General features: G+C 65.3%; 20 protein-coding genes, 1 tRNA gene and 1 pseudogene. 11 read left to right on the forward strand and 11 right to left on the reverse strand.

Features of this window, described 5'->3' with window-relative positions; genetic code table 11:
* Positions 1-14: 14 nt before the first annotated feature.
* From lysW to ABEJ63_RS12295, 5 genes are all read right to left on the reverse strand, one after another.
* Positions 15-179, reverse strand: coding sequence for a lysine biosynthesis protein LysW (gene lysW, locus ABEJ63_RS12275; RefSeq protein ID WP_375796663.1), 165 nt, complete (start codon positions 177-179; stop codon positions 15-17).
* Between the two features lie 182 nt (positions 180-361).
* A complete protein-coding gene (gene argH, locus ABEJ63_RS12280; protein ID WP_375796664.1) occupies positions 362-1801 on the reverse strand; it encodes an argininosuccinate lyase in 1440 nt (479 codons plus the stop codon).
* Position 1802: 1 nt separating this feature from the next.
* Positions 1803-3101 carry an argininosuccinate synthase gene (locus tag ABEJ63_RS12285; protein WP_375796665.1) on the reverse strand — a complete coding sequence of 433 codons (1299 nt, stop codon included), beginning with the start codon at positions 3099-3101 and terminating at the stop codon, positions 1803-1805.
* Positions 3102-3326: 225 nt separating this feature from the next.
* Positions 3327-3671 carry a PGF-CTERM sorting domain-containing protein gene (locus ABEJ63_RS12290; RefSeq protein WP_375796666.1) on the reverse strand — a complete coding sequence of 115 codons (345 nt, stop codon included), beginning with the start codon at positions 3669-3671 and terminating at the stop codon, positions 3327-3329.
* On the reverse strand, positions 3672-4052 hold the full coding sequence (locus ABEJ63_RS12295; RefSeq protein WP_375796667.1) for a hypothetical protein: 381 nt from the start codon (positions 4050-4052) through the stop codon (positions 3672-3674).
* Positions 4053-4135: 83 nt separating this feature from the next.
* Here ABEJ63_RS12295 and ABEJ63_RS12300 point away from each other — a divergent pair, with 83 nt between their 5' ends.
* Positions 4136-4303: a hypothetical protein gene (locus ABEJ63_RS12300; RefSeq protein ID WP_375796668.1), complete on the forward strand. Its 168-nt coding sequence runs from the start codon at positions 4136-4138 to the stop codon at positions 4301-4303.
* 23 nt (positions 4304-4326) lie between these two features.
* A complete protein-coding gene (locus tag ABEJ63_RS12305; protein ID WP_375796669.1) occupies positions 4327-4812 on the forward strand; it encodes a 2'-5' RNA ligase family protein in 486 nt (161 codons plus the stop codon).
* On the opposite strand, the gene ABEJ63_RS12310 is transcribed toward ABEJ63_RS12305, so the two are convergent.
* Both ABEJ63_RS12310 and ABEJ63_RS12315 read right to left on the reverse strand, forming a co-directional pair.
* A complete protein-coding gene (locus tag ABEJ63_RS12310) occupies positions 4809-6968 on the reverse strand; it encodes an ATP-dependent DNA helicase (RefSeq protein ID WP_375796670.1) in 2160 nt (719 codons plus the stop codon). The two genes, ABEJ63_RS12305 and ABEJ63_RS12310, sit on opposite strands and share 4 nt — an antisense overlap.
* Before the next feature lie 68 nt (positions 6969-7036).
* Complete coding sequence (locus ABEJ63_RS12315) at positions 7037-7996, reverse strand: cation diffusion facilitator family transporter (protein ID WP_375796671.1); 960 nt, start codon at positions 7994-7996, stop codon at positions 7037-7039.
* A 58-nt stretch (positions 7997-8054) separates the two neighbouring features.
* Between ABEJ63_RS12315 and ABEJ63_RS12320 the strand changes: the two genes are divergently transcribed.
* Complete coding sequence (locus ABEJ63_RS12320; protein ID WP_375796672.1) at positions 8055-8576, forward strand: metallophosphoesterase; 522 nt, start codon at positions 8055-8057, stop codon at positions 8574-8576.
* A gap of 72 nt (positions 8577-8648) precedes the next feature.
* Here ABEJ63_RS12320 and ABEJ63_RS12325 read toward each other — a convergent pair whose 3' ends face one another.
* Positions 8649-9335, reverse strand: a complete 687-nt coding sequence (locus ABEJ63_RS12325; RefSeq protein WP_375796673.1) for an ArsR/SmtB family transcription factor — start codon at positions 9333-9335, stop codon at positions 8649-8651.
* Between the two features lie 74 nt (positions 9336-9409).
* Between ABEJ63_RS12325 and ABEJ63_RS12330 the strand changes: the two genes are divergently transcribed.
* On the forward strand, positions 9410-9544 hold the full coding sequence (locus tag ABEJ63_RS12330) for a hypothetical protein (protein ID WP_375796674.1): 135 nt from the start codon (positions 9410-9412) through the stop codon (positions 9542-9544).
* A 40-nt stretch (positions 9545-9584) separates the two neighbouring features.
* Here ABEJ63_RS12330 and ABEJ63_RS12335 read toward each other — a convergent pair.
* Together ABEJ63_RS12335 and ABEJ63_RS12340 are read right to left on the reverse strand one after the other, a co-directional pair.
* Positions 9585-9860, reverse strand: a pseudogene (locus tag ABEJ63_RS12335) (zinc ribbon domain-containing protein); the annotation flags it as partial.
* Positions 9860-10876, reverse strand: coding sequence for a threonine aldolase family protein (locus ABEJ63_RS12340; protein ID WP_375796675.1), 1017 nt, complete (start codon positions 10874-10876; stop codon positions 9860-9862). The pseudogene ABEJ63_RS12335 and the gene ABEJ63_RS12340, both read right to left, overlap by 1 nt.
* 84 nt (positions 10877-10960) lie before the next feature.
* On the opposite strand from ABEJ63_RS12340, the gene ABEJ63_RS12345 reads away from it, so the two are divergent.
* Positions 10961-12043, forward strand: coding sequence for an aminopeptidase (locus ABEJ63_RS12345; protein ID WP_375796676.1), 1083 nt, complete (start codon positions 10961-10963; stop codon positions 12041-12043).
* A 411-nt stretch (positions 12044-12454) separates the two neighbouring features.
* On the opposite strand, the gene ABEJ63_RS12350 is transcribed toward ABEJ63_RS12345, so the two are convergent.
* A tRNA-Arg gene (locus tag ABEJ63_RS12350) sits at positions 12455-12560 on the reverse strand.
* Between the two features lie 270 nt (positions 12561-12830).
* Between ABEJ63_RS12350 and ABEJ63_RS12355 the strand changes: the two genes are divergently transcribed.
* The 6 genes from ABEJ63_RS12355 to ABEJ63_RS12380 all read left to right on the forward strand — a co-directional run bounded on the left by ABEJ63_RS12355 (position 12831) and on the right by ABEJ63_RS12380 (position 19081).
* Positions 12831-14252, forward strand: a complete 1422-nt coding sequence (locus tag ABEJ63_RS12355; RefSeq protein ID WP_375796677.1) for a DHHA1 domain-containing protein — start codon at positions 12831-12833, stop codon at positions 14250-14252.
* 110 nt (positions 14253-14362) lie between these two features.
* Positions 14363-16027, forward strand: a complete 1665-nt coding sequence (locus ABEJ63_RS12360; protein ID WP_375796678.1) for an ATP-dependent DNA ligase — start codon at positions 14363-14365, stop codon at positions 16025-16027.
* On the forward strand, positions 16024-17004 hold the full coding sequence (locus ABEJ63_RS12365; RefSeq protein ID WP_375796679.1) for an mRNA 3'-end processing factor: 981 nt from the start codon (positions 16024-16026) through the stop codon (positions 17002-17004). Before ABEJ63_RS12360 ends, ABEJ63_RS12365 begins: the two co-directional genes overlap by 4 nt.
* A gap of 37 nt (positions 17005-17041) precedes the next feature.
* Positions 17042-17365, forward strand: coding sequence for a DUF5783 family protein (locus ABEJ63_RS12370; RefSeq protein ID WP_375796680.1), 324 nt, complete (start codon positions 17042-17044; stop codon positions 17363-17365).
* A gap of 55 nt (positions 17366-17420) precedes the next feature.
* Positions 17421-17780 carry a NifU family protein gene (locus ABEJ63_RS12375; RefSeq protein WP_375796681.1) on the forward strand — a complete coding sequence of 120 codons (360 nt, stop codon included), beginning with the start codon at positions 17421-17423 and terminating at the stop codon, positions 17778-17780.
* Between the two features lie 92 nt (positions 17781-17872).
* On the forward strand, positions 17873-19081 hold the full coding sequence (locus tag ABEJ63_RS12380; protein ID WP_375796682.1) for an MFS transporter: 1209 nt from the start codon (positions 17873-17875) through the stop codon (positions 19079-19081).
* Positions 19082-19092 lie beyond the last annotated feature (11 nt).

Genomic DNA, 19092 nt, shown 5'->3' on the forward strand with positions numbered 1-19092 from the left:
TGTGCCAGCGGGGGCTACTCGCCCCAGTCCTCCTCGAGTTCGGGCGCGGAGTCCAGCTCGACGGGGTCGGTCCCCAGCACTTCAAGCTCCGCACCGCAGGTTGCACAGTCGACTATCTCTCCCACTTCGAGGTTGTCGTGCAGGGTCACGTCGGCCCCGCACTCGATGCATTCTGCCATCACCTGTCTCTCCACGCTTCAGACCCTTAAGCGCATCGAACTTGTCAAGAAATAATAACAACACAGCGCCGCCGCTGACGACGGAATCGGGCGTCCGAGGTCGTGTCCTAGTTCGTGTATCAGGATGTTGTTAGGTGTCCCCCGGAGGGGACGGCGGCAGCGGTCGTGGGCCGGCGGCCGACTCACACATACGTTGCCACCTCCGCGGCCAGCCGCTCCTCGGCGTCCGCGAGCGCTTCACGGCGTGCTGCGACGGCTGTCTCTGCTTCGGCGGCATCGCTGGCCGCTCGCTCCACCGCGGCAGATACTGTCTCGGGCGCGGGTCCACCGAGCGAGTCACGCGACTGCACGCTCTTGGCAGGATCAAGCGCTGCCTCAAGGGCTGCGTCGTCCACCGCGAGCTCCACGTCGGCCGCGGCGGCTGCGGCCTCGACTGCCTCGCGGTCGCCGCCCCGCTCGGCCGCGTCAGCGACAATCTCGTGAGCCGTCCGGAACGGGACTCCCGCGGCCGCAAGCAGGTCTGCCACACCAGTCGCTGTCGAGAACCCCTCGCCGGCGGCCGCAGCGAGCGCATCCTTCTCCCACGTCGCGGTGGCGACAGCACCAGCCGCGACATCGGTTGCCTCGCGGACGGCGTCGACCGCTTCGAACGCATGGTCGTGGGCGCGCTGGAGATCGCGGTTGTACGCCCGTGGCAGTCCTTTCAGCGTCGTGAGCAGACCGTTCAGCCCTGCGGTCGCGTCGCCAGCACTTGCCCGGACCAGCTCCAGGGTATCCGGATTCTTCTTTTGGGGCATAATAGAAGAGGTGGAGGCATAATCGTCGTCGAGTTCGACGAATCCCTTGTTTGCGTAGACAATGATATCCTCCGCCAGCCCCGACAGCGTTGTCGCGAGCGTCGCCGCTGCGGCGGTCGTCTCCGTCAGGAAGTCCCGCGCAGAAACGGCGTCTGTCGCGTTCTCCAGGACGGTGTCGAAGCCAAGCAGTTCGGCTGTCCGCTCGCGGTTCACGTCGAAGGTGGTGCCGGCGAACGCGGCCGCGCCCAGCGGCGACCGGTTGGTACGATCGTATGCTGCCAGCAGCCGCTCCGTGTCGCGGGCCAGCGCCGACTCATACGAGAGCAGGTGGTGGGCGAGCGTAGTCGGCTGGGCTGGCTGGAGGTGAGTGAAGCCGGGCATCACCGTCTCCACGTGGGTGCTGGCTGTCTCCACAAGCGCCTCCCGGGCAGCGAGAACCGTCTCGACAAGATCGAGGGTGTCCGCCCGCAGCCGGTGGCGCAGACAGGTCGCCACTTCGTCGTTGCGCGACCGGGCGGTATGCATCTTCCCGCCGACGGGGCCAATCCGGTCGATGACGGCTGTCTCGATGGCCGCGTGGACGTCCTCGCCGTTTGGGAGTGCACCGTGGCCAGCCGCCTCCACCTCGGCGAGCGCGCTGAGTATCTCGCTGGCCTCGTCGTCTCCGAGAATTCCCTGTTCCGCGAGCATGACCACATGGGCGCGGTCTACCTGCAGATCCGCCCAGAAAATGCGCTCATCGGCCGCCAGCGACGAGAGGAACCCGCGGGCGGGGCCGCTGCTGAACCGCTCGCGTCGCACCACATCCTCGGGTTCCTCGCTCATCTCAGTCCTCGTACTCGCTTGCCGTCTCGTCGACGTCCGTTCCCGACAGAGGCGACTCGTCCCCGAGCGTCGGCCGGTCGCCGCCGTCGGTCGCGGTGACGCCCTCCGACTGGTTGGCCGCCTCGCTGCTGCGATTCGCCAACCGCTCTTGGAAGCCGTGGTACTTGGCGACGCCGGTGGCGTCCGCCTGCTCGATGCCGCCTGTGACGTCCTCTGTATTGAACGAGGCTGCCTCTGCGGAGTAGACAGCGTACGGCGACTCGCGGCCGACGACACGAGCCTGACCGCCCTCGAACCGGACGGTGACGGTGCCGGTCACTCGCTCGTTGGTCTTCGCGACGAAGGCGTCGAGCGCACCGACCAGCGGCGCGTCCACGAGCCCCTGGTACCCCTTTTCAGCCCATTCGTTGTCAACGAGTGTTTTGAATGACCGCTCCTCCTTCGTCAGCACAAGATCCTCTAGCCCGGCGTGAGCGTTCAGCAGCGTCGTCGCCGCCGGGTGCTCGTAATTCTCGCGTACCTTCAGTCCGAGCATGCGGTCCTCCATCGCATCCGTGCGCCCGACCCCATAGCTGCCCGCGAGTTCGTTGAGGTGGTCAATGAGCGCGACCGGTTCCATCTCCTCACCGTTCACGGCGACCGGGTAGCCCTGCTCGAACTTGATGGTCACCTCCTCGGTGTCAGCACCCGGCGGCTCTGTCCACTCGTATATCTCCTCGCCAGGGACGTAGCTCGGCTCCTCTAGTTCTTTCCCCTCGACGGAGCGGGACCAGAGGTTCGTGTCGATAGAGTAGTCGCCGCCATTGCCCCCCTGGACGGGGAGGTTCCGTTCGGCAGCGTACTCTTTTTCCCACTCACGGGTGAGCCCCAGCTCGCGCACCGGCGCGATAACCTCCAGTTCGGAGTCGCGCCAGACGGCCTCGAACCGAAGCTGATCGTTCCCCTTCCCCGTGCAGCCGTGTGCAATACCCGTACAGCCTTCCGATTCTGCCACCGAGAGGATAGCCGAAGCGATGACGGGCCGCGCGAGGGCGGTGCCCAGCGGGTACCCTTGGTATGTGGCGTTCGCGCGGACGGCATCAAGGGCAAGCGCGGCGAACTCTTCTTTCGCGTCGACCACGTGGATGTCCAGCCCGAGCGCGTCGGCCGTCTCCTGGGCTTCATCGAACTCTTCGGCCGGCTGGCCGACATCGACCGTCACGGCCACGACTTCGTCGTAGCCGTACTCCTCTTTCAGCAGCGGTACGCAAACCGTCGTATCGAGCCCCCCTGAGAAGGCGAGCGCGACTTTCTCCGTCATGTGTGTTGTGTATGGTGTGTAGTCACCGCCGAACCGGGCGGTGTGTCGTCAAGAGCGGTGCGACCGTCGTGGAAGTGGGTACTAATACGGGCTCAAAGGCCCGGTCGCGGTCGCGGCGAGAAGGTGGAGGCACCGCTGGATGCCGGCGAACGGCGGGACGGCACGGTGCTCGTCATGTGTGCATAGGGTCTGTGTCGACGTATTAAAACCTTCCGAGACGCGGTCTCAGCGGCGCGCGACGAGGACGGCCGCAAGCGCGACCAGCGCCGCGACGACGCCAAAGCCTGGCTGACCGCCCGTCTCAGTCGGTTCGCCGCCGCCGTCCGTCGTCGTACCAGTCGACTCCGTCTCTGTCGGCGCGAGCGACACTGCGAAGCCGTCGAGGCCCGTCTCCGCCTCGTAACGCCCCGACCAGTCGTCGGTCGCCGTCGGCTGCGACGCCGCCTCGCTCACGGCGTAACCCTCCGGTCCGCGGACGACGAACAGTCGATCCGGCTCGAAGCCGCTCGCGAACGGCTCGGTCACCACGAGCCGGTCGCCATCGACGGCCGCCAGCCCACTGTAGGTCACTCACAGCGTGACGTTACCGGTCTCGCCGCCGTCAGTCGTCGATAGTGCGATGCGGGCGTCCTCAATGCTCATCTCGCGACCGGTGGCGTTCTCGGCGTCGGCGACGGTTGCCTCCATTCGCGCCCGGAACCGGTCGCGATACTCGGTGCCGTTCTCGATGGCCGCCTGGAGTGTCTCGAAGGCCTCTGTCGCGTTCTCGTCGTCAAGCCGAAATCGGTGTTCTACGGTCCACGTCGCCGCACCATCGGCGTCAATGGCTGCCTGCAGGAGGACACCGTCGGGCGAAGGTGCTCCCGTGCCTGCGCTCGTGCCCGCCGCGCCAGCGAGCGTACCGCTGGCGACGACGAGTAACACCGCCACGACGACACTGACACGAGTCACGGACGAGCGGAGGCGCCGTCTCCACAGATCGCTTGTTGCCGTCCGGCCGGACGGCTTAACGGGCCGGCTATCGCAGCCATCGTATGGTAGACGCCGACGACCTGCTGAAGGTGATACTCGTGCTTGTGCTCATCTGGATTGGCCTCGAGGTGCTTGATTTCGCGTTGGGAGTACTACTTGGGCCGTTCAGCTCGATTATCGGGTTGCTACTGGTGGTGCTTATTGTGCTGTTCTTTCTCGACAGGATTTAGCCGTCAGACCCCGTCGGTCAATCGTGTACAGCGTCAACGTCCCTGTCCCAGGGGAGGTGGTGCGGCTGGCCCGCGGGCTTGCCGCTGAACTGGTCACTGCGACGCCCCGGCGCGGTCATAGTCTCGTCGCTAAACGGCTCCCTGACGATCGGTTTGCGACAATGGCGCGCCAGGCCCGGGAAACACTTGCTGGGACAGCGCCGTTCGCCGCCCGCGTAACCGGCGTCGATGTCTTTCGCGAGCCACCGACCGGACCGGCGCCTGTCGCCTATCTCGCTATCGAGTCGCCTGGGCTCGAGCGGGTCCACCGCCGACTCTGCGAGACGTTCGACCCCGTTGAGGGATTCGAGGGCGACGAGTACGACCCGCACGTCACGATTGCCCGGGGCGGTGACGCCGCGGATCTGTTGGGCCGCGAGGTGGAGTCGTACGAGTGGACCGTTGAGCGGCTGGCGCTGTGGCACCCCGGGAAAGAACTGACCGTAGAGTCTATTTCGCTTCCAGCTTAGGGTGTCGGCGGCGTCCCGTCGAAAGCGTCCATGTCGACGTAGAAGTTCAGCATCGCGTACTTGAGTTTGCCTGGGCGGACATCGATGTGCTCGCGCCGTTCCTCAGGGGGAAACGTCTCGTGGACCGAGTAGTCGCCGAGTTCAGCAGCGTTGCGCGCAGTGTACCGCTCGTCAAGCAGGATGCGCACGCCGAAATCCTCGGGTGAGCGGACGACCCGCCCGAGCGCTTGCCGTGTCTTGCGAACCGTCGGCACCTCGACTGCGTACTCCCAGCCGGCGGCCTCGTCGAATGTCTCCGCATACGCCCGCTCGACAGCTTCGAGCCGGTCGTCCAGCCGGGGATAGGGGACGCCGACAACAACGACAGTCCGGGCGTCGTCGCCATCGTAGCTCACTCCTTCGCCGAGCGTTCCCCACAGCGACGTGAACAGGACGCCGTCATCGTCGGCGACGAACTCCTCTTTCAGTTCCTGTGCGCGCACGCCCGGTCGGTCGAGGTACGGCGTTGCGTCCGTGCCGAGCCGGTGGTAGTAGCGCTCAGCCTCCGCATACGACGGGAAAAAGACGAGCGTGTTACCTGGCGTGAACCGGACGGCATCGGTCAGCAGTTCGGTCACCGTCTCTTGGGTGCCGGGGTCATCGCGGGTAGAGGCGAACAGCGCCGGCACGTCGACGGCGAACGTTCGGCGCCGCTCTTCGGGGAACTGCTCACCGTAGGCCATCCTAACGGGGTCTTCGATGCCGAGGACGTCGCCGAGGACGTCGAAGGGCCGCAACGTCGCTGACATCAGAACCGAGGCGTGGAGGTTCTCGAACAGCGGCGCCGTCACCGATCGCGGGAGACAGGCGTACAACTCCGCGCGTCCATAGATACCACCATCGCCGCGGCGGACGGAGACGACCGGGTATGCGTCGGCGGCGATGGCTCGAGTCATCCACTCATCAATGAATCCCGCCGCTTGCAGGACGCGACACTCCTTGCGGCTCGTTGTCTCACCATTCTTGTACTGCTCCTGGTAGCGGCGGTCAAGCGTCTCGCCCAACTCGAGGGCGGCATCGAGATCCTGCCGAAATCCCGGTCCCTCGTAGGCCTCAAGGAAGGCCACAGTGAGGTCGTCTCGGCCTGTCTCCGATTCGACCGTGAGATCGGTCCACTCCTCGTCGACGGCCTCGCGGTCGCCGACCGACAGCGCCTCGTCGTAGACGCCCGCAAGCGCATCGCGGTACGCACCGATTACGCGGTCGGCAGCCTCCGTGCGGTAGTCGTCGACATCCCCGAGTTCATCGAGTGCGCTCGTCAGCGTCGTCTCTGTCAGGTCACTGGTGGCGTGCTCACGGGCGGCCGCCTCGACGTTGTGCGCCTCGTCGAAGACGGTGATGACGTCCTCGGGGTCTCGACCAAGCCATCGGAAGAACTGCTCGCGCACCATTGGATCGAGCAGGTGGTGATAGTTGCAGATGACGAGATCGACCCCCTCCATTCCTTCCTTCAGCAGCTCGTAACCGCAGTAGCCCGCCGATTCGGCGTACTCGTACACCTCCTCGGGGGTGCGGACGTTCCCGTCGAGCCATGCGTAGAACTCCTCGGTGTCATCGGTGAGATTCGCGTGGAATCGCTCGCAGATGTTCCCCTCCTCGCGGAGCGTCTCGACGTCGTCCAAGAGTACCTCGAGTTCCTCCATCACCGCCGAGCGGGCTTCAGCGGCCTCCTCGTTGCCTTCCTGTGCGGCCGCAAGCAATTCCTCCTCACGGGCCTCCAGCTCCGCCAGCTCCTCTTCATTGTCGACGAGTTCGCGGGTTGTGTCCCGCAGCGCCTGACACTCCTCGTAGTCAACGTCGATATGACACATCGACCCCTTGCCGCGAAACACGACGGCTCGAAGCGGCTGCTGGTCCGTGATGGCGCGAGCCTCTTCGATGAACTGTCTGGTCTGCTGGTGGACGTTTGTCGAGATGACGACGGTCTTGTCCTCGCGGTCAGCGTACGCCAGCGCTGGCGCCAGCGCAGCGAGCGTCTTCCCCGTGCCGCAGGCCCCCTCAAACAGCACGTCCCGCTCGTCGGCGAGCGCCTCGTCGATGCGCTCCATCGCATCGCGCTGGTGGTCGTAGGGTTCCTCGTACGGGAAATACCGGAGGAACGACGCCGTCTCTGCCACACCGGTTCTGTGGCACTCTTGTATAAAAAGGGTCGCCCCCCGTGGTGGAAATAAAGCTGGCCAGTGCGTCAGCGCTCCGGCTCGATATATACCTTCGAGACATCTGGCGCTCGCTCGCGTATCGCGTCCTCGATGGCCGTGATGTGCTCGTCCATCGCCGCGGTGTCGAGGTTGGGATCAAAGGAGACGTCTGCGACTACGAGCACCTTCGCTGGGCCGAAGTAGACCGTCCGGAAGTCAACGATATCGGTAACGCCGTCCCAGTCAGTGACAAGCGTCCGCAGCTCCCGCTCCTGAGCGGGCGGCAGCGATTCGCCGAGCAGGAGCCGCTTGTTCTCCCACGCAAGCGCGACGGCAAAGCTCATCAACATCACACCGATGAGCGCTGCCGACACGGAGTCATAGATAGGGTTGCCAGTCACCCGCGAGAGGTACACACCCAGCAGCGCTAACCCGGCGCCGCCCATTGCGATGGCGTCTTCGGTGAGCGCCGTAAGCACGGTCACGTCGGCCGTCTTTTTGAACGCTTCCCGCAGCCCAGACCAGCTGTGCTCGTCGATCTGCTTTTTGATCGCAGCGTACGCCTTCTTCAGCGCGTACGATTCAAAGGCGATGGCACCCAGCAGGACGGCGTAGTTCACCCAGACGCTCGGTACCTCCGTCCCAACAGCCGGCAGTGCGACGGGGAGGGTTACCGATCCTGTCGCCACCGGCTCGGGATGGGTGATGGCGTGATAGCCGTGTTTCAGCGACTCCCAGCCCGCAATGCCGAATAAGAGCACGCTCACTAAAAACGAGTAGAAGAACTGCGCCTTCCCATAGCCGAACGGGTGGTCGCGGGTTGCCTCTTTCCGGCCGTAGAAGATGCCAACGAGCAGGAAGACCTGGTTGCCTGTATCCGAGACGGAGTGATACGTCTCCGAGAGCATCGCCGGCGATCCGGTCAAGAGATACCCCCCGAATTTCAGCACGGCGATGGCGCCGTTTGCGAACAGCGCCGCGAGTACCACGGCCACGCTACTTGCCATTGGACGGACGTGGCAGGGATACGGCAAAGGCCTTGTCACGCCCCAACTACCTCTAGGCGTGATTGTCGTCCTCTCAGACACCCACGGCCGTGAGGACCACCGGCTGAGGGGCCGCACCCGCGAGGCGGTCGCCGAAGCCGAGTTGGTCTGTCACTGCGGTGACTTCACCACCGAGCGTGTGTTCAATGCCTTCGAGGCCAAGGTGGGGAGCGACTCATTCACGGCCGTCTACGGCAACAATGACCCACCCGCGGTTCGCGACCGGACAGCCGATACGCGCGTCGTTCGCCACGAGGGCATACGGCTGGCGCTGGCACACGGCCACGAGCACACCGCCACAGCCCTGGAGCTGTTTGGCCGCCAAGCGAACGCTGACCTCGTCTGCGTCGGCCATTCACACAATCCCGGGTTCGAGCGGCTCGGTCCTATCCCAGTCTGCAACCCCGGGAGCCACGCCGACCCGCGGTGGCACCGCCCAGCCCATGCAGAACTGACGATCAAGGCGGAGACGCTGGAGGGCCGGCTGGTGACACCCGATGATGAACGACTCGAGTCGTTCACTATCGAGTATGCCGGCTGACTGACAGGGATGGAGGGCCGACCGCGCCAGCACCGGAACATTGGCCGGGGATGGAAAGACGGTAATGCAGGCTCAAACGGTGGTTTTAGCGTACACCAGTGTCACTAGGATGAGTCCAAACAGTCCGCCGAGAAAGAAGAGCAGTCCCGGGGGGAGCGTCCCCACGAGGTCGCCGCCGCCGGCGCTGACCGCGGCTGGTGTCTGGGTAGCCACCTCCGCGGCTGTCGGCTCTGGCGCCGGCGTGGGCGTCGTAGTGGCGGCTGCATCCGATTCTCCCGAGGCGCCACCGCCGGCGCCACTGGTCCCCGCGAAGGGGCCGGGCAGAAGCCCGTCGCCGATCACCTGCTGGACGGCCGCGCTCCCGACAAGCAAGACAGCGACAGCGCCGAGCAGCCGTGACACCACCCCGCGTAGCCCGGCCGTCTCCTCCTCGTCAGCAGCGACGATGACGAGCGGCTCGTCGGCGGGCGCGTACACGTCCATTTCGCGGCCCTTCTCGGAGTAGGCGGTTCCGGCCACCTCAACGACGCCGGCATCGTCCAGCTGCGAGAGGTGATATTGGACGTTCTGGATAGTGCTGTCGACACGATCGGCGAGTTCGGAGGGTGGGGCAGGTTCCTCATGCAGTTCAGTAACGATGCGGCGGGCGGTCGACGAAGAGAGCGCGGAGAGGACGGCCTCGGCATCCTCACCGTCGAGGCCGACGACTCGCGGCTCACCGTCCGCGGAGATGTCCGGCTTGGAGGGCAGCAGACTCACAGCCAACCGTCCGAGGCCGACGGTATCAGCCTTTGGAGGGAAACGCCTTTGCGCCGGAGGACCGACCCCGCAGCATGCTCAGCGTCGACCCATGGCTCGTAGCCATCATCGCGGCCATCCTCCTTGTCGTTCTTGTCGTCTATTTGTTCGTCCGGCGGACACTGCTGGCCTTCGCTGACGGACTCCGCGAGGGCTCCCGACGCGAGTAGACAGCCTCGGGCGCGGTGGCCCGAGACTTTTATGATTCTCTCAGCCGTGCGCTAGCACTCCCTGTTCGGCAAGCGAGCGGGATGAGGTTGGGCGGCTTACACGCCTCGACCCGAACAGACGCACCAACCGCACCTGCGGTTGGATTTTGTGAGTCCGGTAATTCGTCGTGTTACCGTCGAGTTTTGCCTTCTCGCGCCACGCGATGTTCACTGATGCGTTCCGGTCGGCGTGGTCTTGCACCACGTCACACTCGTCGTTCGTACAGCGGAACCGCAGACCCTGCCGATACCCACGCTCACCACAGCACGAGGTGGTTAGACGGCCGCAGCGACGGCGCGTTCCGCCGCCGCCACCGCCTCAGCGACATCCGTCTCGTCGACATCCCAGTGTGTACAAAATCGGACCTGGTGTGTGCCGAACTCCGAGGCCCGCACGCCCTCGGTGGCGAGGGCGTCAAGAAACGTCTGGGCGGGCATCTCAGTGTCGACGAGCACGATGTTTGTCTCCGGTGTGTGGACTGTAAGCCGATCGATGTCGGCCAGTCCGTCGGCAAGTGCGCGCGCATGTTCATGATCTTCAGCGAGCCGACTGCGGTTCTCCAGCGCGCAGAGCCCGGGAGCGGCGACCATCCCGGCCTGTCGCATCCCGCCGCCGAACAGCTTCCGGGTTCGGCGGGCTCGTTCGATGAAGTCGCTCGGGCCGGCAAGCACTGACCCGACAGGCGCACCGAGCCCCTTCGAGAGGCAGAACAGGACAGTATCGACCGGGTCGACGAGTGCGCTCGCGTCAACGCCGAGTGCGGCTGCAGCATTGAACAGCCGTGCACCGTCGAGATGAACCGCGAGGTTGTGCTCGCGAGCGGCCGCGGCCGCCGCGGCGATGTTCTCGGGAGCGATGGCCGTTCCACCCTTGCTGTTGTGGGTGTTCTCCAGGCACAGCAGGCTCGTTCCCGGTCGGTGACCGCTCTCGGGAACGTACCCCTCGTGGACCTGCTCTGGAGTGATGACCCCCCGCTCGTCGCCCGCGACGGTGCGGGCCTGCACGCCCGAGTGCTGGGCGATGCCGCCCAGTTCCCACTTGTAGACGTGACTCTCCACCTCACATAGCAGTTCGTCGCCGCGGTCGGTATGCGTGCGGATGGCGACCTGATTTCCCATCGTCCCAGACGGGACGTACAGTGCCGCCTCTGTACCGACGACATCAGCGGCGCGGCGTTCCAGTTCGTTGACCGTGGGGTCTTCGGCGTACACATCGTCGCCGACATCGGCATCCCGAGCGGCCTCACGCATCGCCTCCGAGGGGCGCGTGACGGTGTCCGAGCGGAAGTCCATACGCCACGGTTCGGCTCGCGGGACAAGTACGCGACGGTCGCGGGGAGCCGAAACCCGTTTTCACGCTCCGATGTATCCACGCCCATGGACCCACGTGTACGCGAACACGCGGCCGTCATCGTCAACCATTCCATCGGCGTCGAATCCGGTGACGACGTCGTCATCGACGCCCACTCGGTCGCCGAGGACCTTGTGACCGCGCTTCACGAGAAATTAGCCGACGTCGGCGCGAACCCGCTGGTCGTCCAAAGCCGGACTGGGACGCGATTCCGGCGGGCGTACCTCCGCAACCACGACGGCGACTTCGACCTGCCGACCCACGAGATGGCGCTGTTCGAGGCGATGGATAGTTACATCGCGGTTCGGGGAGACGCGAACGTCACCGAGGAGGCGGATATCAACGGAGCGACCCAGTCGGCTTATTCACAGGCCCGCCAGCCATTACTGGAAGAACGACTGGGGAAGACGTGGTGTCTCACCCAGCACCCCGCACCGGCGAACGCCCAGCTCGCGGAGATGTCCACCGAGGGCTACGAGAACTTCGTCTACGACGCCGTCCTGAAGGACTGGGACGCCGTCCGCGAGCACCAAGCGCAGATGAAAGAGCGGCTGGACGCGGCCGACGAGGTGCGGATTGTCTCGGGGGAGGCGACGGACGTGCGAATGAGCATCGCCGGCAACCACACACTCAACGACTACGGAGAGGCAAACCTTCCTGGCGGCGAGGTGTTCACTGCGCCGGTCCCGGACAGCGTCGAGGGAGAGGTGCTGTTCGACAAGCCCGTCTACCAGCGCGGCCGCGAGATAACCGGCGCGCGCCTTCGCTTCGAGGACGGTGAGGCCGTCGAGTGGAGCGCCGAGAAGAACGAGGACGTGCTTGATGATATCCTTACCACCGATGAGGGGGCACGACGACCCGGCGAGCTCGGGATCGGGATGAACCGGGATATCGACCGATTCACGTATAATATGCTGTTCGATGAGAAGATGGGGGATACCGTCCATCTCGCGGTTGGGCGTGCCTACGATGAGACGGTCGGCGAGGCCGTCGAGCAGAATGACTCAGCGGTCCATGTCGACATGATAATTGACATGAGTAGCGACTCGCGCATCGAGCTCGACGGCGAGGTTGTCCAGCGGGACGGGACCTTCGTCTTCGAGGAGTGACGACGTCACGGGGTATCGGCGAATAGGACGCCAGTGGCGAGCGGTTGTCCCGCCGAGACGACGGCGGGACAGACGGACCACACCAGACACGAGAGTGGGATGCGAGCTGTCTGAGCACGACCGCACCCCGGGCATCATGGTACAACCAAGAGTCGTAGCCGCGTGCTCAACTGACCACCTCCATGTGCTGTTTGTGCCCGAACGTTACCCTCCACGCCGGGTAGTTGCTGGTTCGTGAGTGGTTCACGGACATTACACTCCATTCGTCCTGTCGGGGAGTGATAAGAATTTCCCTGCATCAAATTCTAAGTCAAGATACGATGCAAACGTCTTTATATTCGTCTATATACTCCAGCGGCGCTTTCCGCTCTCGCCTAGGAAGCATTGTTTGTCAATTTTGAGGCAGGGGGACGAGCACGGTGGGATTCGAACCCACGGCCATCGGATGTCTTCCGTCCGCGCGAAATCTCACGGACGATAGAAGTCCGACGCTCTGTCCGAGCTGAGCTACGTGCCCTCGAGCCGCTGGAGTTAGTCGACTCTGTTGTAGCCTTGCGTCCAGTTTATACCCTTCGTCTGGCTGTTTCTGGGAGAGTTGACAACGGGAACAGCCTGAAAGCCGGCCGCTGTCGTCGTGCGAGGAAGCACGTCCGCGTCTATTGGCCCCCTATACCAACAACTCTGTTTCACGGGCCCTGAAGCGGTCGGTGAGACGGACAGTCTGTCAACCAGCTCCGAATTCGGCGCGACTGTAGATTTAACTCCGAGCGCGCGGAACCACCAGTAGATGAGCGCGACACCTGTCCCCGAGATGGCCGACCGCGCGGCGACCTGTGCCGAGCGGCTTCGCGCGGCCGAGAGGGTGCTCGTCGTCTCCCACATCGACGCCGACGGGTTGACGAGCGCTGCCATCGCCGGGACAGCCCTCAAGCGCGCTGGAATCCCCCACGAGCAGACATTCTACAAGCAACTGGACGAGACGGCAGTTGCGGAACTCGCAGCGACGGACTACGAAACGGTACTGTTCACCGATTTCGGCTCCGGTCAGCTTCCGGAGATTCTCGCCCACGCCGAGGGAGACGGGTTCACTCCTGTCATTGTCGACCACCACCAGCCGGCTGAGACCGACGTCAATCCACCGTACCACCTCAATCCGCTCCTTTTCGGCATCAACGGCGCCCGGGAACTCTCGGGCGCGGGCGCAGCGTACGTACTCGCGCGAGCGCTGGAGTCATCGGGTGTCGACAATCGCGACCTCGCAGCGACGGCGGTCGTCGGCGCCGTTGGCGACATGCAGGATTCGGGCGGCCAACTCCACGGTGCGAACGCCGCTATCGTTGAGGAGGGGGTCGCCGCCGGCGCGCTCGCGGAGGGGAAAGATCTCGCCGTCTACGGGAAGCAGACCCGTCCCCTGCCAAAGCTGCTCGAATACGCTACAGACACCCACGTGCCGGGCATCTCGAGTTCGTACGCAGGCGCTGTCGAGTTCCTCGACGGGCTCGATGTTGACTGTCAGGTCGAGGGCGACTGGAAGCGATGGGTTGACCTGACGGACGCAGAGCGACGCCGGGTCGCGAGCGCGCTCGTCCAGCATGCCGTCCGGCGAGGCGTTCCCGCCCGGAAGATAGAGCAACTGGTCGCGACAACGTACACCCTGACGGCCGAGCCCGAGGGGACAGAGCTACGTGATGCCTCGGAGTTCTCGACCCTGCTGAATGCGACGGCCCGCTACGAGCGGGCCGATGTAGGGCTGGCGGTGTGTCTTGGCGACCGGACCGGCGCCTTAAAACGCGCGCGCGAACTGCTGCGAACGCATCGACGCAACCTCTCGGAGGGGCTCAACTGGGTGAAACGCCAGGGAGTTACCGACGCCGGCAGCATCCAGTGGTTCGACGCTGGCGACGAAATACGCGAGACTATCGTCGGCATCGTCGCTGGGATGTCGATGGGCGTCGACGGCGTCGACCGCTCGAAGCCTGTCGTCGCGTTCGCCGAAGAGAGCGGCACAGAGACGAAGGTATCCGCCCGCGGGACAGCTGGGCTCGTCCGAGAGGGACTCGACCTGTCTGTTGTCATGTCGGAGGCAAGCGCGGCCGTCGGCGGCAACGGCGGCGGTCACGATATCGCTGCCGGTGCGACCATTCCCGCCGGGAAGGAAGAAACGTTTATCCAGCACGCCGACCAGCTGGTGGCCGACCAGCTCGGGTGACCGGAGCGGAACTGAACGACCGCCGACAGAACCGCCCGCAGGCGGCGAGGTTGGACCGGAAGCGGAGGGGTCCGACAGTGGGCTTTTGCGCGTCACGAACCTACCGAAGTATGATGGAGTACGCGGCGCTTGCGTCCGTCTATCGCGACGTCGAGCGGACAGACGCCGACACAGAGAAGACGACCGCACTCGCCACGCTGTTCCGGGAGGCGGGTGACCGGCTCGTGGCCGTCGTTCGGCTCACGCGGGGACGGGTCTATCCCCGCCACGCGGACGCCGAGCTCGGCGTCTCCTCAGCGCTGACAACGGCGGCCGTCGAGAAGGCTACTGGCGTCGACGCCGACCAGCTCGAAAAGTGGTGGCGGGAGACGGGCGACTTGGGATCAGCCGCCGAGCGGGCCGTCGCCGAGCGGTCACAGCAGACGCTCGCGTCGGTGCCGCTCACTGTCGACCGGGTGTACGAGACACTCCGTAAGTTGGCGGGCTACGAGGGGAGCGGCAGCCGCGACCGGAAGGTGGACGCCGTCGCCGGGCTGGTGAGCGACGCTGAGCCGATGTCCGCGCGGTTCGTCGTCCGGACGGCGCTCGGTCACCTCCGCATCGGCGTCGGTGACGGCACCGTCCGAGCGGCGCTCGCCGAAGCGTTCGACACCCCGGCTGACATCGTCGAGCGTGCTCATCAGCTGACGAACGATCTCGGGCTGGTGGCCGAGCGAGCACGTGCAGAGGGGGCCGCCGGACTGGAAAGCCTGGACGTCGCGGTGGGCCGGCCCGTCGAGTCGATGCTCGCGAGAGCCGGGGAGGACCTCGCGGACGAGATAGCGGCCGTCGGCGATGGCGAGACGGCATACCTTGAGGTGAAATACGACGGAATTCGCGTACAGATTCACATCGATGGCGACGACGTGCGCGTGTTCACCCGTCGGTTAGAGGAGGTCACCGCGCAGTTCCCCGAGGTCGTCACGGCGGTCCAAGCGGGCGTCGACGCCGACCAGTGCATTCTCGACGGCGAATTAGTCGGCTACGACCCTGACACGGGACAGCCAGTGGCCTTCCAGCGACTCTCCCAGCGTGTTCGGCGAAAACACGATGTCGAGCGGCTGGCCGAGGAGGTGCCTGTCACCGTCCATCTCTTCGATTGCCTATACGACGGCGAATCGCTGCTCGAGGCATCCCTCAGTGACCGTCTCAGCCGGCTGGCGGCGCTGGTCGAGGAGACCTCAGGGCTCGAGCGCGCCGAGCATCTATGGGCCGCAGACGAGACGGCGGCCCGCGAGTTCTACCGGACCGCCCTCGAGGCCGGCCACGAGGGCGTGATGTGCAAGAACCCCGACGCGCCGTACACGCCGGGGCGGCGCGTAGACACCATGACCAAGGTGAAGCCGACGATGGAGCCGCTCGATCTGGTGGTGACGCGAGCCACCTACAGCGAGGGGCGTCGGGCCGAACAGCTCGGCCGGCTCTACCTAGCCTGCTACGACGCCGACCGTGAGACATTTCGCGAGGTTGGGCGGCTCTCGACCGGCTACACGGACGAGCAGCTAGCGGCGCTGACCGAGCGGCTGGAGTCGCTGGTGCGCGAGCGGGACGGCCGCGACGTTGAGCTCGTGCCGGACGTGGTGGTGCAAGTTGCCTACGAAGAGATACAAGCCTCCTCAGAGTACGAGTCCGGCTATGCGCTCCGGTTTCCCCGTTTTGAAGGAATCCGCGAGGACCTCGCACCGACGGAGGCGGACCAGCATGAACGCGTCGAGCAGCTTTATGAAGATCAATGAGTGAGGGCAGGCTCCCGCGGGTTCGCTATCGGGACGGCATCGAAATTGAACGTGCGGATGGTTGGCTCGTTGCCGACGCCGACACGCCGCCGGCAACGGGGCTGCTCAGCCACGCTCACGGCGACCACCTGTTTTCCGAGCCGCCCAATCAGCTGATTTGCTCGGAGCTGACAGCCGCGCTCGCAGCCCGACGGACAGATACGGACGTGACGGCAGCACACCATCCGGCGGTCGATCTGCGACCGGCAGGCCACATCGCCGGGTCGCGGGCTGCGCTCATCGAGGCCGACGGCGGAACCGTCCTTTATACAGGCGATGTCTCGACCCGCGACCGGTTCTATCTCGATGGGTTCGAGCCACCGTCGGCAGACGTGCTGGTCGTCGAGTCGACGTACGGTACTCCGGAGTATGTCTTCCCGCCACAGTGGGCTGTCGAGCAGGATATCGTCGACTGGCTCGATGACGTCGACGGACCAGTCGTCCTGTTTGGCTACGCACTGGGACGTGCACAGAAGCTACAGTTGCTCGTCAAGCGGTCGCGCCGCAATCGGCTGTTCGTTTCTGACGCGATTGCTGCCCTCAACGAACCAATCGCGGCGGCGACGGGCGTCACGTTTGGCGCCGAGCGGTGGGACCACGATCGGGCGCTAGCTGATGAAGATGCGCTCGTGCTCCCGACACAGCTCAACGGCTTCGCGTGGGTAGAGTCGCTTATCGAGTCGGCGGGCGCGGCCACGGCCGGCGTCTCGGGGTGGGCAGTCGACGAGTCATTCCGCTATCAGGGCGGTTACGACGCGACGTTCCCGCTGTCAGATCACTGTGACTTCGAAGAGCTGTGTCGGCTCGTAGAGGCGGTCGACCCCGAGCAGGTGTATACCCACCACGGCTTCGCAGACGCATTTGCCCGCCACCTCACCGCCAAGGGGTACGACGCGACGGCACTCCGAGCGAACCAGACATCGCTCTCGGAGTTCTGACCGGCACGCTTTCGTGGCGGACGTGCCGACAGTCCGTATGGACGACATCGACCCGGAGACGTTCGAGGCGGAGAAATATGTCGACTATTTCCCACAGCTCCAGCAGGCGTACCGGAACGCCTTCGAGCGGATGAACGAGCGGTACGACTCGACGCTTATCCACGGCATCGACCAGACGGTGCTCAGCGAATCCGAGCCATTCTACGAGGGCGACGACGAGGGGTTCCGCGTTGAACTGCCCGACGATCCCGCCGCCCGGCTTGAGGGGGTTGTGGTCGTCGACGACGAGAAGCTCGAAACGATACTCGACCACTACGTCGAGACGCTCCGTGAGGAGCTCCGGGCGACGTTCGGTGTGTGATTTCGGGTCGAGCGGGAGGGCAAACCCTAAGCGTCGTGACGACGTAACCTGCACTATGAGTACGGAATCCGCTGACGGCGACGACCTGCGCGACCGCATCTCCAATTTCCTGCGGCGCAACTTCCCGCAGATTCAGATGCACGGCGGTAGTGCCGCCATCCAGAACATCGACCGGGAGGAGGGGTCGGTGTCCATCCAGCTGGGCGGTGCTTGCTCCGGCTGTGGTATCTCGCCGATGACGATTCAGGCGATCAAATCGCGGATGACAAAGGAGATTCCGGAGATCAACACAGTCCACGCCGACACGGGTACGGCGGCCGGCGGCGGCGACGGGATGGGAGGCGGCAACGTCTCTCCGTCGTTCCCTGGCGAGTCCAGTTCGGACGACGACGAAGGCCCACAGGCCCCGTTCTGACAGCGTACTCCTCCGCATTTTCGCGCTGTAAACAGCTCAGCGGCTGCGCCACCTGGAGCCACCTCTAAGCAGCCGGGTGTCGTAACACCGCCGTGGGACGCCACCGGACGGCCCGCGGCGCACTTGCGGGCGTCGTGTTCGCCGTGCTATTCGCGCAGGTGCTCCTCTATCCAGGGGTACCGGAACTGGTCGCTGCGCTCGGCGGGAGCGGACCGCTTGACGCCGGCCGGTGGTTCCTCGGCGCAGAGTTCGCAGGATTCGTCCTATTCGCCGGGGCGTGGGGTGCCGTCTCCGACCGGGCCGGCCGCCGCGGCCCGTTCATCGCTGCTGGCGCGCTTGGGGGCGCTGTCGGCTATCTTGTGCTCGCGGGGATTCCAGCGGTTCCCTTCTGGGCCGTTGTCCTCGTGCGATTCATCCAAGGAGCTGCCACCATCGGCGCCTTCTCGCTAGCCGTCGCGGCACTGATGGACCTCTCGGGCGGCAGCGGTCGGAACATGGGGGCAGCCGGCATCGCAATCGGCCTCGGAACAGGACTGGGCGCACCCGTCGGCGGGCAGCTGTACGCGCTTGGCGTCCGCGCACCGCTCGTCGCAGCAGCAGGGCTGCTCACGGTCGCGGGAGTCGCGGCACTCAAGCTCGACGAACAGACAGACGCGGGCGGCGGGGTTGACGGCCATCTGCTCGCAGTCGTGCGGACTGTCCGTGACCGGCCGGCGCTGTCGGTGCCGTTCGCGTTCGGCTTTGCTGACCGGTTTACTGCCGGGTTTTTCGCACTTGTCGGCGTTGCCTTCTTCCAGGCACGGTTCGGGCTGGACGCCGGCGGGACCGGCCTCCTGTTAGGGGCGTTCTTCCTCCCGTTCGCGCTCCTGCAGTACCCGCTTGGTGTGCTCTCGGATCGGGTGGGACGGGTCGGTCCGGTCGCAGTCGGCTCGTTCGCGTACGGACTCGTCGTGGTTGGGGTAGCGCTGGCGCCGACGGTTACCGTCGCGGCCATCGTGATGGCGCTGGTTGGCGCGTTCGGTGCACTGTGTGCGCCAGCGACGCTTGCGCTGGTAAACGACCTCGCGGCCGCCGACGAGCGAGGGACAGCTACCGGCGGCTTCAACATCGTCGGGTCGCTGGGATTCCTCGCAGGCGTCGTTGGCGGGGGTGGGCTGGCGGCCCGGTTCGGGTTCGTCGACGCCTTCCTGCTTGCGGGTGCACTCGAGATACTACTCGCGGTGGCACTGCTGCCGGCGCTGTTGCGGCTTGACGGCGACCGAGTGGCGACGTTCGCGGGCGACCAATCGGGCGGTGACTGAGTCCGTGGCGG

The organism is Halosegnis sp., assembly GCF_042216475.1.
Taxonomy (GTDB): domain Archaea; phylum Halobacteriota; class Halobacteria; order Halobacteriales; family Haloarculaceae; genus Halosegnis.

Coding starts and splice junctions, on each gene's coding strand:
- lysW (WP_375796663.1), bottom strand. CDS start 179: ATGGCAGAATGCATCGAGTGCGGGGCCGACGTGACCCTGCACGACAAC.
- argH (WP_375796664.1), bottom strand. CDS start 1,801: ATGAGCGAGGAACCCGAGGATGTGGTGCGACGCGAGCGGTTCAGCAGC.
- ABEJ63_RS12285 (WP_375796665.1), bottom strand. CDS start 3,101: ATGACGGAGAAAGTCGCGCTCGCCTTCTCAGGGGGGCTCGATACGACG.
- ABEJ63_RS12300 (WP_375796668.1), top strand. CDS start 4,136: ATGGTAGACGCCGACGACCTGCTGAAGGTGATACTCGTGCTTGTGCTC.
- ABEJ63_RS12315 (WP_375796671.1), bottom strand. CDS start 7,996: ATGGCAAGTAGCGTGGCCGTGGTACTCGCGGCGCTGTTCGCAAACGGC.
- ABEJ63_RS12330 (WP_375796674.1), top strand. CDS start 9,410: ATGCTCAGCGTCGACCCATGGCTCGTAGCCATCATCGCGGCCATCCTC.
- ABEJ63_RS12340 (WP_375796675.1), bottom strand. CDS start 10,876: ATGGACTTCCGCTCGGACACCGTCACGCGCCCCTCGGAGGCGATGCGT.
- ABEJ63_RS12345 (WP_375796676.1), top strand. CDS start 10,961: ATGGACCCACGTGTACGCGAACACGCGGCCGTCATCGTCAACCATTCC.
- ABEJ63_RS12355 (WP_375796677.1), top strand. CDS start 12,831: ATGAGCGCGACACCTGTCCCCGAGATGGCCGACCGCGCGGCGACCTGT.
- ABEJ63_RS12360 (WP_375796678.1), top strand. CDS start 14,363: ATGATGGAGTACGCGGCGCTTGCGTCCGTCTATCGCGACGTCGAGCGG.
- ABEJ63_RS12365 (WP_375796679.1), top strand. CDS start 16,024: ATGAGTGAGGGCAGGCTCCCGCGGGTTCGCTATCGGGACGGCATCGAA.
- ABEJ63_RS12370 (WP_375796680.1), top strand. CDS start 17,042: ATGGACGACATCGACCCGGAGACGTTCGAGGCGGAGAAATATGTCGAC.
- ABEJ63_RS12375 (WP_375796681.1), top strand. CDS start 17,421: ATGAGTACGGAATCCGCTGACGGCGACGACCTGCGCGACCGCATCTCC.